This is a genomic window from Massilia sp. CFBP9026, from assembly GCF_034045165.1.
GTDB classification, from domain to species: Bacteria; Pseudomonadota; Gammaproteobacteria; order Burkholderiales; family Burkholderiaceae_D; genus Telluria; species Telluria arenae.
On record NZ_JAXCWH010000001.1, the window covers coordinates 922808 to 936686 of the forward strand.

Annotated in this window: 11 protein-coding genes; 10 read left to right on the forward strand and 1 reads right to left on the reverse strand. The window is 66.8% G+C overall.

Annotated features, from left to right (window positions below; all coding sequences use genetic code 11):
* Positions 1 to 14: 14 nt before the first annotated feature.
* Positions 15 to 1061: a sensor histidine kinase gene (locus SOM28_RS03735; protein ID WP_320467246.1), complete on the forward strand. Its 1047-nt coding sequence runs from the start codon at positions 15 to 17 to the stop codon at positions 1059 to 1061.
* The gene (locus SOM28_RS03740; RefSeq protein WP_320467247.1) at positions 1058 to 1858 is read left to right on the forward strand and encodes a LytR/AlgR family response regulator transcription factor; all 801 of its coding nucleotides are present in this window, start codon (positions 1058 to 1060) and stop codon (positions 1856 to 1858) included. Before SOM28_RS03735 ends, SOM28_RS03740 begins: the two co-directional genes overlap by 4 nt.
* 20 nt (positions 1859 to 1878) lie before the next feature.
* Here the strand turns inward: SOM28_RS03740 and SOM28_RS03745 are convergent, their stop codons facing one another.
* Positions 1879 to 2286 (reverse strand): hypothetical protein, encoded by a 408-nt coding sequence (locus SOM28_RS03745; protein ID WP_320467248.1) that lies wholly within the window; start codon positions 2284 to 2286, stop codon positions 1879 to 1881.
* Between the two features lie 159 nt (positions 2287 to 2445).
* Here SOM28_RS03745 and SOM28_RS03750 point away from each other — a divergent pair, with 159 nt between their 5' ends.
* The 8 genes from SOM28_RS03750 (at position 2446) to SOM28_RS03785 (ending at position 13868) form a co-directional block, all read left to right on the forward strand.
* On the forward strand, positions 2446 to 3234 hold the full coding sequence (locus SOM28_RS03750) for a ferritin-like domain-containing protein (RefSeq protein WP_320467249.1): 789 nt from the start codon (positions 2446 to 2448) through the stop codon (positions 3232 to 3234).
* Complete coding sequence (locus tag SOM28_RS03755) at positions 3234 to 5594, forward strand: DNA polymerase II (RefSeq protein WP_320467250.1); 2361 nt, start codon at positions 3234 to 3236, stop codon at positions 5592 to 5594. The genes SOM28_RS03750 and SOM28_RS03755 overlap by 1 nt, the downstream gene beginning before the upstream one ends.
* A gap of 77 nt (positions 5595 to 5671) precedes the next feature.
* Positions 5672 to 7450, forward strand: coding sequence for an alkaline phosphatase D family protein (locus SOM28_RS03760; RefSeq protein ID WP_320467251.1), 1779 nt, complete (start codon positions 5672 to 5674; stop codon positions 7448 to 7450).
* 203 nt (positions 7451 to 7653) lie between these two features.
* Positions 7654 to 9063, forward strand: a complete 1410-nt coding sequence (locus SOM28_RS03765; RefSeq protein ID WP_320467252.1) for a GntP family permease — start codon at positions 7654 to 7656, stop codon at positions 9061 to 9063.
* Positions 9064 to 9198: 135 nt separating this feature from the next.
* A complete protein-coding gene (locus SOM28_RS03770) occupies positions 9199 to 10158 on the forward strand; it encodes a chemotaxis protein (RefSeq protein ID WP_320467253.1) in 960 nt (319 codons plus the stop codon).
* A 43-nt stretch (positions 10159 to 10201) separates the two neighbouring features.
* The gene (locus SOM28_RS03775; protein WP_123070531.1) at positions 10202 to 11143 is read left to right on the forward strand and encodes a LysR family transcriptional regulator; all 942 of its coding nucleotides are present in this window, start codon (positions 10202 to 10204) and stop codon (positions 11141 to 11143) included.
* A gap of 142 nt (positions 11144 to 11285) precedes the next feature.
* Positions 11286 to 12680, forward strand: coding sequence for an efflux transporter outer membrane subunit (locus tag SOM28_RS03780; protein WP_320467254.1), 1395 nt, complete (start codon positions 11286 to 11288; stop codon positions 12678 to 12680).
* Between the two features lie 15 nt (positions 12681 to 12695).
* Positions 12696 to 13868, forward strand: a complete 1173-nt coding sequence (locus SOM28_RS03785; protein ID WP_320467255.1) for an HlyD family secretion protein — start codon at positions 12696 to 12698, stop codon at positions 13866 to 13868.
* Positions 13869 to 13879: the final 11 nt, after the last annotated feature.

Here is a 13879-nt window from a genome sequence, read left to right on the forward strand (position 1 = left end):
CGCCGCGTTCGCGCATGCGTCGCCTGCTCGCCGACCTGCCGCTGTCGATGGCGGTCAGCGTCGTCGCGGCGGTCTTCATCGGCCTGGTGACCGGGCACTTCGTCGAAAATCTGGTGGTGTCGATCGTGATCGGCATCGTTGCCTTCACCATCGTCAACGGCGGCCGGCTGCTATGGTGGGACCGGCGCGGCTGGGGCGTGCGCGAATGGGTGCCTTTCCTGGCGCTGGCTGTCGCGACGGCGCCGGTGGCGCACTTCACCGGCTTGCGCGTCGGCGGCATGATGCTCGGGATCTCCACGCCGACGCTGGCCGAGTATCCGACGCCAGCCCGTATGAGCATGGTCTTGTTCACCATGCTGGGCACCATGATAATGGTCGTGCTGGTGAGGTACCGCGAGCGCGTGCGCCGCATCGAGGAAGAGCATGCGGCGGCAAGGCTGCGCGCCGAGATCATCGAGCGCCAGGCGCTGCAGGTGCAACTGCGTCTGCTGCAGGCCCAGATCGAGCCGCACATGCTGTTCAATACGCTGGCCAACCTGCAGGGCCTGATCGCCATCGACCCCGACCGCGCCAGCGAGATGCTCGACCAGCTGATCCAGTACCTGCGCGCGACCCTGAGCGTCTCGCGCGCCGAGAGCACGACCCTGGAGCAGGAATTCGCGGCAATGCAAGCTTATCTGGGCCTGATGGGGGTGCGCATGGGCGAGCGGCTGGCCTATCGCCTCGAGCTGCCGCCCGAACTGAAGACGGCGCGCCTGCCCACGATGCTGCTGCAGCCGCTGGTGGAAAACGCGATCGTGCACGGGCTGGAGCCAAAGGTCGATGGCGGCGAGATCGTCGTCAAGGCCAGCGTGGCCGGCGACAGCCTCGTGATCGAGGTGCGCGACACAGGCCTGGGCCTGATACAGGTGTCCAGTCGGCGCGGAAGCGGGGTGGGCGTATCGACCACCCGCGAGCGTCTCGAGGCCTTGTACGGCGATCGCGCGACGATTACCCTGACGCCAGCCTCGCCACAAGGCACGCTGGCCCGACTGACCCTTCCCCTGGAGACCACCGCATGACCCGCGCCCTGATTGCAGAAGACGAACCGATCCTCGCAGCTACCCTGGCCAAGACCTTGCAGGGCTTGTGGCCGGAACTGGAAATCGTGGGCAAGGCGCCGAATGGCCTGGAGGCGGTGGAGCAGGCGCTGGCGTTGCGTCCGGACGTACTGTTCCTCGACATCCGCATGCCCGGCCAGACCGGGCTGGAGGCGGCCGAGGAGTTGGCCGAGCGCTGGGAAGGGCCACAGCCGTTCCCGCACATCGTGTTCGTGACCGCCTTCGACGACTACGCGGTCGAGGCTTTCGAACGGGCCGCGGTCGACTACGTGCTCAAGCCGGTCAGCGCGGGGCGGCTGGCTAAGACGGTAGAGCGCCTGCGCACGCTGGTCGAGGCGCGCCGGGAGCCGGCAGTGGGCGTGGCGGACCCGGACTCGCTGGCCCAGCTGCTCGGCCAGCTCCAGGCGCTGCTGCCGGCGGCAGCGTCGAGCGAGCGCTTGACGACTGTGCGGGCGGCGGTCGGCAATGTGGTGCGCATGATTCCGGTGGCGGACGTGGTGTTCTTCCAGGCGGTCGACAAGTACGTGAACGTGGCGACGGTGGACAGCGAGGCACTGATCCGGGTGCCGCTGAAGGATTTGCTGCCGCAGCTGGATCCGGACCGGTTCCGCCAGGTCAGCCGCAGCATGGTGGTAAATATGGCGTGCGTGTTAAGCGCGGGGCGTGATGACATGGGCAAAGTGACCCTGAACCTGCGCGGGCGGGCAGATAAGCCTCGGGTGAGTCCCGTGTATGCACATTTGTTCCGGCAGATGTAGGGCTGGTCCGGCCGGACGACTTATTCCACTTCCGGAAAGAAGAAGACGCTGTCGACCTCTCCATCATATTTGTTTGTCTGGAAAACCAGGAGGTAACCCTTGCCATACATGCTTTCGACCGTCGTGGGTCCGACGAAATAGGCTGGGTTCGTGTCGTGGTCATAGTAGCCGGTGGGCGGTCCGAGCAGGGCGACGACGTCGTGCCGGGTGAAGCTCGACGTGTCGTACTGGTCCAGCAGGGATGCAGTCATCTCTGCCCGCATTAGCTGGGATGCGGTCGCCCACGCTTCCGGAGTAAATGGCCGATTGCCCAGTTTCCGCGCCTGGACCTCAACGGAGTTCAGCTGAAAATAGATGACGACGAACAATATGATCAGCGCCAGGACAGTCAATCGGCGGTGAGCTCTGCACCATTGCATCCAGCGCATTCAGAACCTCCTGTTGGGTCACAAAGAACAATCAGGAAACTATTGCATGCTCATGTGCATCGAGACTTGGCGATGCGCAAGCGCTGCGTATATACCTTCCCGTCCACGGAGGAAGACGGATTGAGTAAAATGCCGTCTTTCGCCTGACTAGTCATCACCATGGAACTCCGCGCCGCCGCGCTGCACGCGCTGCTCGAAACCGATCCCGCAACCAAGGCCCAGGCGGTCGCCGCATTGACTGCCGCCTGCCAGGGCGGGGACGTGCGCATCGACACCGGCATCGCGCTCGTCGCGCCCGCCGGCATCCCCGGCCGGCCGGTCCGTCCCGAACTGGTGCCGCCGCTGCAGGTCGGCCGCCGCTCGATGGCCACGCCCGAGGGCCGGGCCATGCTGGTCCACGCCCTCGCACACATTGAATTCAACGCCATCAACCTGGCTTTGGACGCGCTTTGGCGTTTTCACGGCATGCCGGAACAGTATTACCTCGACTGGCTGCGCGTGGCCGACGAAGAAGCGCTGCACTTCACGATGCTGAGCGCCCACCTGGCCACGCTCGGCTATGCCTACGGTGACTTCCCCGGCCACGACAGCCTGTGGGAGATGGTGGCCAAGACGAGTGACGACGTCATGGCGCGCATGGCGCTGGTGCCGCGCACCCTGGAGGCGCGCGGGCTCGATGCGATTCCGCCGCTGCGCAAGAAGATCGCCCAGGCCGGCGACCTGGCCGCGGCCCTGATCCTCGACCGGCTGCTGGTGGACGAAGTAGGGCACGTCGAGATCGGCAACCGCTGGTACTTCAGCCTGTGCGAGGAACGCGGTCTGGAGCCGATCGCCACCTACGACGAACTGACCGTGCGCTACAAGGCGCCCGTCCTCAAGGGACCGTTCAATATCGAAGGCCGGCGCCAGGCCGGCTTCACCGAGGCCGAGCTGCAGCGCTACCGCTGATGGACACTGGCTTTCTCCTGACGCGCCACTGGCGCGACACCGCCACCGGCTGCGAGGTCGAGTTCTGGCTCGCCACCGATGCCGGGCCGCGCCGCCTGCGGCTGCCGGTACAAAAGCCGGTGGCTTTCATCCCGGCGGAGCAGCGCGCCACCGTCGAGCAGCTGCTGAGCGATGAACGCGGATGGGAGCTGCGCCCACTCGACCTGCTCGATTTTCGCCACCGGCCGGTCGCCGGCCTGTATTGCCGCAAATACCGCCAGCTGATGCGCATCGAAAAGCAGCTGCGCCAGCACGGCCTCGACGTGTTCGAGGGCGATGTGCGTCCGCCCGAGCGCTACCTGATGGAGCGCTTCATCACGGCGCCGGTGAGCTTTGGCGGCACGCCGGTCGACGGCGATCCGCTGTTGCTGGTCGACGCCGTCCTGAAGCCGGCGCCCGGCTACCGGCCGACGATCCGCACGGTCTCACTCGATATCGAGACCACCTTCCAGGGCGAGCTGCGCTCGATCGGGCTCGAAGGATGCGGCCAGCGCCAGGTCTATATGCTCGGGCCACCCAATGGAGAGGATGGCGAACGGGATTTTGAACTCGAATACTGCGACACCCGCCTCGCACTGCTCGACCGGCTGGAGGAGTGGTTCATCCGCCACGATCCCGACGCCATCATCGGCTGGAACCTGATCCAGTTCGACATGCGGGTGCTGCAAAAGCACGCCGACCGTTTCAATCGACCGCTGCGCCTGGGTCGCGACGGCAGCGCAATCGAATGGCGCGAGCACGGTGGCAAGCAGGAACACTACTTCATCTGCATCGCCGGCCGCCTGGTGATCGACGGCATCGACGCCCTGCATTCGGCCACCTGGAGCTTCCCATCCTTCAGTCTCGAAAACGTGTCGCGCTCCCTGCTGGGCGAGGGCAAGGCGATCGACAACCCGCACGACCGCATGGCCGAGATCGACCGCATGTTCGCCGAGGACAAGCCGGCGCTGGCTTACTATAACCTCAAGGATTGCGAGCTGGTCACCCGCATCTTCGATAAAACGAAGCTGATGGCCTTCCTGCTGGAACGCGCCAGCGTGACCGGGTTGGCGGCCGACCGCAGCGGCGGTTCGGTGGCGGCGTTCGAGCACCTGTACATGCCGCTGCTGCACCGTCAGGGGCGGGTGTCACCCAATATCGGCGACGTCGCCGGCGCCGACAGTCCCGGCGGCTTCGTGATGGATTCGCGCTCGGGCCTCTACGACTCGGTGCTGGTGCTGGACTACAAAAGCCTGTATCCCTCGATCATCCGCACCTTCCTGATCGATCCGCTCGGCCTGGTCGAGGGCTTGCGCGAGCCCGAGGAAACCACGGTGCCGGGCTATCGCGGCGGACGCTTTTCGCGCACCAGGCACTGCCTGCCCGGCATCGTGACCCAGGTCTGGGCCGGCCGCGAAGCCGCCAAGAAGGACAGCAATGCGCCGCTGTCACAGGCGCTGAAAATCATCATGAACGCCTTCTACGGTGTGCTCGGCACCACCGGCTGCCGCTTCTTCGACCCGCGCCTGGCCTCGTCGATCACGATGCGCGGCCACGACATCATGCACCGCACGCGCGAGCTGATCGAGGAGCAGGGCTACCAGGTGATCTACGGCGACACCGATTCGACCTTCGTCTGGCTGGGGCGCGAACATGCCGAAGACGATGCGCGCCGCATCGGACAGGCGCTGGTCGACCACGTCAACGGCTGGTGGCGCACTTACCTGCAGGCCGAATTGGGCATCGAGAGCGCGCTCGAACTGGAGTACGACGTCCACTTCCGCCGCTTCCTGATGCCGACAGTGCGTGGTTCCGACGAAGGGAGCAAGAAGCGCTACGCCGGCCTGGCGGCCACCAAGGACGGCGGCGAAGAGATGGTCTATAAAGGCCTGGAGACGGTGCGCACCGACTGGACGCCGCTCGCGCAAGCCTTCCAGCAGGGCCTCTATGAGCGCATCTTCAAGGGTCAGCCCTACGAAGACTATGTGCGCGAACTGGTCGCGCGCATGCTGCGCGGCGAATGCGACGACCATCTCGTCTACCGCAAGCGCCTGCGCCGGCCACTGGAGGAGTACCAGCGCAACGTCCCGCCGCACGTGCGCGCAGCGCGCATGGCCGACGAGCACCACCTGCGCCAGGGCCGCACCGCGCTCTACCGCAAGGGCGGCTGGATCCGCTACGTGATGACCTTGAACGGCCCGGAGCCGATGGAAGCACGCCACGGCGCGATCGACTACGAACACTACCTCACGCGCCAGCTCGAACCCGTCGCCGACGCCATCCTGCCCTTCCTGGGCGACAGCTTTGCCAATCTTACCAGCCCGCAGCAAACCCTGTTCTAGGCCGCGCTTCGCCCTGTCATGCCTCGGAAATATCGGCCCGCTAGACTGCCGACACATTTTCAACAGGGAGGTGGCAAGTGGATCGTCGGGGCTTCTTACGCAGTAGCGCATATTTCACCGTCGCCAGCGCCGGCGGCCTGCTGGCCGCATGCGGCGGCTCGGACGACACGCCGCCACAGGGCAGCTTCAGCTTCCCGCTGGGCGTCGCCAGCGGTGATCCGAAAGAGGGCAGCATCGTATTCTGGACCCGCTGCGCGCCAAAGAGCGGCGGCGAAGAGGTCGAGTTGCGGCTCGAGGTGGCGACGGATGTGGCGTTCACCCAGGTCACCGGCGTGGTGGAGCTGAGGGCGATGCCGACCTACGACCACACGGTGCGCGCCAAGCTCACCGGCCTGGCCCCAGCCACGCGCTATTACTACCGCTTCCGCGCCGGCGCCGACCTGAGCCCGGTGGGCCAGGCCAAAACCGCGCCGGCCGCCGCCAGCACCCCGGCGCAGATGCGCTTCGCCTGGATGACCTGCCAGGACTGGAGCATCAATCACTGGGCCGCGATGGGCATGCTGGCGGCCGAAGAACTCGATTTCATCGTCCACCTGGGCGACTACGTCTACGAGACGGTCGGCGCCGACTTCCAGTCCGGCCGCGCCGAGCCGGCCCATGCGCGCATCAATCTGCCCGATGGCGTGACGATCGAAGGCGGTGCGCGCTACGCCAACACCCTGGCCGACTACCGCACCTTGTACCGCACCTATCGCGGTGATGCACGCCTGCAGGCGCTGCACGCCAAGTGCCCGATGATCGTGATCTGGGACGACCATGAATTCTCTGACGATTGCTGGCAAGACCACCAGACCTACGACAACGCCAACCAGCAGCAGACCTCGCGCCGCCGCAACGCCACCCAGGCCTGGGCCGAGTACATGCCGATCGACTGGGGCGACGTCTCGTTCGACCTGAACAAGGCCGGCTACGACAATATCCGCATCTACCGCGATTTCCGCTTCGGCACTCTGATGCACCTGGTGATGACCGACCAGCGGCTGTACCGCGACGACCACGTGGTCAATGAAGCGGCCTACGCCAGCATGCTGCAGGGCGACCCGGTGAACGGCGACGATTCGATCGGTTCGCGCTACTTCGTGCCGCAGCCGCTGCTGGCCCAGTTCGAGGCCGGCGCCAAGGCGGCGCTGGGGCGCAATCCGGGCCTGCTCGGACCGACCCAGACCCAATGGTGGAAGGACACCATGAAGGGTTCGACCGCCACCTGGAAGGTGTGGGGCAATGAAGTGACCCTCAACCGCATGTGGCTCGACATGCGCACCCTGGCGCCGGCGCCGTACAACAACCTGTATATCGTGAACGCCGACGGCTGGGACGGTTTCCCTTCCTACCGCGCCGAGATGCTGGACCACCTGGCCAGCAACGACGTGAAGAACGTGGTGGCGATCACGGGCGACCTGCACGCCTTCCAGTGCGGCGTGATCTACGACAGCAACGACCCGCGCAGCGGCCGGCCGGTGGCGGTGGACTTCGTCAGCGCCGGCATCAGCAGCTCCTCGTTCTACCAGTACCTGCGGGCCGGCGCCGGCAGCACGCCGCTGGCGCCGCTGGTGGCCACGCCGCAGGGCTTCGACCAGGTACTGCGCGCGAACAATCCCGCCTTCGCCTATGCCGACCACGATGCCCAAGGCTATGCGGTGGCGACCGTGACCGCGGCTTCATTCAGCGTGGTGTTCACCAAGGTCAAGCCGCTGGACGCCAATGGCGCCGCGCCGAGCGCGCCGCTGGCCAAGCGCACCCGCATCACGCTGGCCAGTGGCTCGACGACGCCGCGGGTCGAGGATAACGTTACCTAGTCGTCGTCCCCGCGCAGGCGGGGACCCAAGTTTGCTTGCGCTGTCGATATGCGTGCAAACTTGGGTTCCCGCCTGCGCGGGAACGACGTGGTTTGCCGATGCTGCCTGCATAAGCATGTGCCGCATCGGCGCAAACGCTGGCCCACGGCAGCGTTCCCTTTCTATAATGATGGCGTCTTTACACGCCATCACATGGAGTCGACTTGTCCTTCCTGATCGTCCTGGCCGCACTGGCCTTCCTGATGTTCGCCGCCTACCGCGGTTACAGCGTCATCCTGTTCGCGCCGGTCGCCGCCCTCGGCGCCGTGCTGCTCACCGACCCGGCGCAGGTCGCCCCGGTCTTTTCCGGCATCTTCATGGAAAAGATGGTCGGTTTCGTCAAGCTGTACTTCCCGGTGTTCATGCTCGGCGCGGTGTTCGGCAAGGTGATCGAACTATCCGGCTTTTCCGAGTCCATCGTGGCGGCCGCGATCCGCTATATCGGCGCGGAGCGCGCCAATGCCGTCATCGTCGCCGTATGCGCCTTGCTCACCTATGGCGGCGTGTCGCTGTTCGTGGTCGTGTTCGCGGTCTACCCGTTCGCGGCCGAACTCTATCGCCAAAGCGACATTCCCAAGCGCCTGCTGCCGGGGGCGATCGCGCTGGGCGCTTTTTCGTTCACGATGGATGCCTTGCCCGGCACCCCGCAGATCCAGAACATCATCCCGACCACCTTCTTCCAGACCACCTCGTGGGCCGCGCCGGTGCTGGGCGCCGTGGGCGCGCTGTTCATCCTGGCGGTCGGCCTGACTTACCTGGAATGGCGCCGCCGCACCGCCGCCGCCAAAGGGGAGGGCTACGGCACCTCGCTGGTGAACGAGCCGGAACGCGTGGACACGGGCGCCGGCGGCTTGCCGCATCCGCTGCTGGCAGTGGCGCCGCTGCTGCTGGTAGGTGTCGCCAACTTCGTCTTCACCCGCATGATTCCGATCTGGTACGGCGGCGACAGCCACACGGTGCCCCCAGAGATCCTGCCGGGCATCGCGACGCCGGTAACGACGACAATCAAGACCGTGACCGCGATCTGGGCGGTGCAGGCGGCGCTGCTGCTGGGGATCCTGTTCGTGATCGCGACTGCATTCGGACGGGTGGCGAAGCGCTTTGCCGACGGCAGCAAGGCGGCGGTGGGCGGCGCGCTGCTGGCGGCGATGAATACGGCCTCCGAATACGGCTTTGGCGGCGTGATCGCGGCGCTGCCGGGCTTCCTGGTGGTGAGCGATGCGCTGCGCAGCATCCCGAACCCGCTGGTGAACGCGGCGGTTTCGGTCAGCTCACTGGCCGGCATCACCGGCTCGGCCTCGGGCGGCATGAGCATCGCGCTGGCGGCGATGTCCGACGTCTTCATCCGCGGCGCTGAAAATGCCGGGATTTCGCTCGAGGTGATGCACCGGGTGGTGGCGATGGCCAGCGGCGGCATGGACACCTTGCCGCACAACGGCGCCGTGATCACCTTGCTGGCCGTCACCGGCCTGACCCACCGCGAAGCCTACCGCGACATCTTCGCCGTCACCATGATCAAGACGGCGGCGGTATTTGTTGTCATCGGCGTATATTACCTGACAGGCCTCGTGTGACAATCCGTGGTTTTTTTGCACTGGTTCCGGCAAAATCAGCAAGGCTCGTGCGTCGTATTGACCCAAGAAAGAGCCGCACGACTACAATGACTTCCGCAATGGTTTCCGTGCAGCACTATTAATCCAGGATGGAACATGAAATCGGTACAACAAGAAGTCGACGAACGCAGCAACCTGACCGGCACCAATAAATTCGAATTGCTGTTGTTCCGCCTGGGCGGTGACGAGCAGGGCAACCACAACGAGCTGTTCGGCATCAACGTCTTCAAGATCCGCGAAATCGTGGCCATGCCCGAGATCACGGCGGTGGCCGGCGCCCCGCGCCATGTGCTGGGCGTGGTCAACCTGCGCGGCCAGATCATCCAGGTGCTCGACCTGCCGGGCATCACCGGCGTCAAGCCCAAGTCGGGCCTGAACATCATGCTGGTGACCGAGTTCGCGCGCACCACCCAGGCCTTCGCCGTCGAGAGCGTGGAAGAGATCGTGCGCCTGGACTGGAGCCAGGTGATGACCGCCGAGCATAGCGCCGGCAGCGGCATGGTGACCAGCATCGCGCGCCTGCCCGAGCAGGAAGGCCAGCCGGCACGCCTGGCCCAGGTGCTGGACGTCGAGACCATCCTGCGCAACCTGAACCCGACCCAGGAGCGCGAGAACATGGAACAGGCAGTGGGCGCCAAGATCTCGATCAAGCCGGGTTCCGTGATCCTGGCGGCCGACGACTCGGTGGTGGCGCGCGCGCTGATCGAGCAGGGCCTGGACGCAATGGGCCTGCCCTACATCATGACCAAGAGCGGCAAGGAAGCCTGGGACCAGCTGGGCACGATCGCCGCCGCGGCCGAAGCCGAAGGCCGTACCGTGTACGACCGCGTGGCCATGGTGCTGACCGACCTCGAGATGCCCGAGATGGACGGCTTCACGCTCACCCGCAACATCAAGTCGAGCAACCGCTTCGGCAACCTGCCGGTCGTGATTCACTCTTCGCTGTCGGGCAGCACCAACGAGGAACACGTCAAGAACGTGCGCGCCGACGCCTATGTCGCCAAGTTCTCGGCCGAAGACCTGTCGCGCACGCTGCGCAAGGTGCTGGGCGGCTGAGCCGGCGCCCAGGGGATCATTGCCGCAATGTTATGATGCGGCCGTGATCCCCGACCTTTCCCAATTACTGATCCTCGACAGCCTCCTGCGCGAGGGCAGCCTTACCCGCACCGCTGAACTACTCGGCATGACCCAGCCCACCGTCAGCCGCGCGCTGGCGAAACTGCGGCGCCATTTCGGCGACCCGCTGTTGGTGCGTTCGGGCCAGCGCATGCAGCCCACCGCGCGCGCGCTCGAGCTGGCCGGGCCGGTGGCGGCGGTGCTGGACGCGGCGCGCCAGCTCGAAGGCGGCCCGGCCGCATTCGATCCGCTGACTGCCACCCGTTCCTTCGGCCTGTACATGGTCGACGGCGCGGTGGTGAACATCCTGCCTCAACTGCTGGATGGGCTGGCGAAGCTGGAAAACGGCGCCGCCGGGCTGCAGCTGCGCAGCGTGCACATCGATCCCGGCTCGCTCGAAGCCCAGCTCGAACGCGGCCACATCGACCTGGCCATCGGCCGCTTTCCGCACCTGCTCAACAACATCCGCCAGCGCAAGCTGTGGGATGACGAATACGCCTGCCTGATGCGGCGCGACCATCCCTGGGCCGGGCAACTCGACCGCGACGCCTGGCTGACCCACCGCCACGTGCTGATCGAGATGGAGCACACCAGCCACCACAACGTGGCTGTGACCCGCAAGCTCGAGACGCTGCTGGAACCCTCGCGCATCCTTTGCCACGTGCCGAGTTTCACCTCGGCCGCCCACATCGCGCTGCATACCGACGCCATCGCCACCATCCCGCTGCGCCTGGCGCGGCCGCTGGCGCGCGACCTCGGCCTGGTGCTGGCGCCCATGCCGGTCGAGCTGCCGCCGCTGCAGCTGGCGCTGTACTGGCACGAGCGCAGCCATCGCGACCCGGCCAACCGCTGGCTGCGCGAGTTCGTGCTCACGACACTCACCAATACGCTGGGCGCAGAGACTGGTTATGCAGAATCTGCATAATCCCCATGCCGCTTATGGCATGGCCTAAATAACTCACAGCAACTATGCTTCGGCTATTCAGTATTTTTTGCCGAGGCACATCATGCTTCCATCTCTTCCCGCGCCAGGCCGGTTATCGACCCGCCTGGCGCTTGTTTCTGCGATGCTCGTTCTCAGTGGTTGCGTGTCGATGGGCGCGCAGCCGCAATTGGCCCGCCTGAATCAGGACGCGGCTGCGAATTCATCGCGCGCTATTGGGTCGTTGGCGACCGAGACCGCCGCCTGGCCGGCCCAGGACTGGTGGCGCGCCTATGGCGATCCCCAGCTCGACCAACTGGTGGCGAATGCACGCGATTCCAGCCCGACGATTGCCGGTGCGCTCGCGCGGGTGCGCCAGGCGGCGGCCCTGGAGGGTCTGGCCGCAGCGAGCCTGGGGCCGCAGGCCAATGCCTCGGCCCGTTCCGCGCGCCAGCGCTACAGCGAAAACGGCAGCGTGCCCAAGCCACTGGCCGGCAGCTGGCAGTGGGTCAACGACGCCAGCGTCAACCTGAATTATGAACTCGATTTCTGGGGCAAGAACGCAGCGGGCGTGACCGCCGCCGCCGGCCGCGTCAATGCGCGCCAGGCCGAAGCCCAGGCCGCGCGCCTTGCCGTATCGACGGCGGTCGTGCAAGCCTATCTGCGCCTGGACCACCTGTACGCGCAGCGCGACCTGGCCGAGCGCGAGCTGCGCCAGAGAAGCCGCATCCTCGAGCTGGTGCAGCAGCGCGTCTCCGCCCAGCTCGACAGCAATGCGGAGCTCAAGCAGGCCGAAATCGGGGTGCCGTCCGCGCGCGGCCAGATCGCGGCGCTGGACGAGGCGATCGCGCTGACCCGTGGCCAGATCGCGGCTCTGGGCGGGCAGGGCCAGGACGCGGCCGAGACGATCGCCCGTCCGCAGCTGCGCCTTGAGCGCCCGGCGGCTGCACCGGTCGACGTGCCGGCCGCGCTGCTGGGCCGCCGGCCGGAACTGGTCGCGCTGCGCTGGCAGGTCGAGGCGGCCAGCGGAGAGATCGACGTCGCCAAGGCGCAGTTCTATCCAACGGTGAACCTGAGCGTGACCGGCGGCCTGGCCAGCCTGGGCTTCGACCGCCTGCTGCAGGGCGGCAGCCGCAGCTTTGCGGCCGGCCCTCTGGTGACACTGCCGCTGCTCGACGGCGGCCGGCTGCGCAGCAATCTCGCGGCGCGCAACGCCGAATTCGACGTCGCGGTCGAGAACTACAACGGCGCCGTGGTCGAGGCACTGCGCGACGTGACGGCGCAGCTGACGTCGCTGCGCTGGCTGGGCGAACGGGTGCGCGAACAGGACCTGGCATTGGGCGCGGCCGAGCAGGCCTACGACCTGGCCGAGCAGCGCTACCGCGCTGGCCTCGGCAACTTTGTGCAGGTGCTGATCGCCGAGACGCAGGTGGTGGCCCAGCGCCGCGCCCAGGCCGACCTGGACGCCCGTGCCTACGAGCTGGATGTGAACCTGGTGCGCGCGCTGGGTGGCGGTTACCAGGCTCTGGCCGTACATTGAACAATCGAGAACGCCATGGACACCAAGAATACGAATAACACTCCCCAGGGCCGCCGCAAGATCGCGATCGGCCTGACCGTCTCCGTGCTGGCCGCCGCCGCCGGCATCGCCTGGTCTTCGCCCGAGGTGCTGGGCATCGGCTGGAACAGCCAGCACACCGAAGACGCCTATGTCGAGGGCAACCTGGTGCAGGTGACGCCGCAAGTCGGCGGCACCGTGACCCGCATCGCGGCCGACAACACCGATTTCGTGCGGCCCGGCGAGCTGCTGGTGCAGCTCAACGAAGTCGACGCGCGCCTGGCCCAGGACCGTGCCGAGGCGGCGCTGGCCAAGTCGGCGCGCCAGGTGCGGGCGCAATTCGCGGGCGTCGAGCAGCTGCGTGCGACGGTCGCCCAGCGCGAGGCGGATCTCGGCAAGGCCACCAGCGACCTGGAACGCCGGCGCAAGCTGGCCGACACCGGGGCGGTCTCGGGCGAGGACATTCGCCACGCCCAAGACGCCGTGGCCGCTGCGCGCGCCGCCTTGACGGCCGCGCGCCAGCAGGTCGGCTCGGCGCTGGCCATGGTCGACGGCACCACGGTCGAAAGCCATCCCGACGTGCTGGCCGCGATCGCCCAGCTGCGCGACGCCTCGCTGGGCCTGGCGCGCACCACGCTGGCCGCGCCGGTGGGCGGCATCGTCGCCCGCCGCAACGTCCAGATCGGCCAGCGCGTGGCGCAGGGCACGCCCCTGATGGCGATCGTGCCGCTGGACCAGATGTGGGTCACCGCCAACCTGAAGGAAACCCAGCTCAAGGACGTGCGCATCGGCCAGCCGGTGGCGGTCACCTCCGATGTGTACGGCAAGGACGTCGTCTTCCATGGCCGCGTGGTCGGCCAGGAAGCCGGCACCGGCAGCGCCTTCGCGGCCGTCCCGGCGCAGAACGCGACCGGCAACTGGATCAAAGTGGTGCAGCGGGTGCCGGTGCGCATCGCGCTCGATCCGGCCGACCTGGCGCGCCATCCGCTGCGCCTGGGCCTGTCGATGAAGGTGGCAATCGACACCACTGGCAAGCAGGGCCCGAGCCTGATGCAGGCCGGCGCCGTGCGCCAGCATTACAAGACGGTCGTGTTCGAGACCGAGTCGCATGGCGCCGAGGAGGCGATCCGGCGCGCGCTCGGCCACCCGGGCGCGGTGGCGTCGCGTTGATGGAAAGGGCA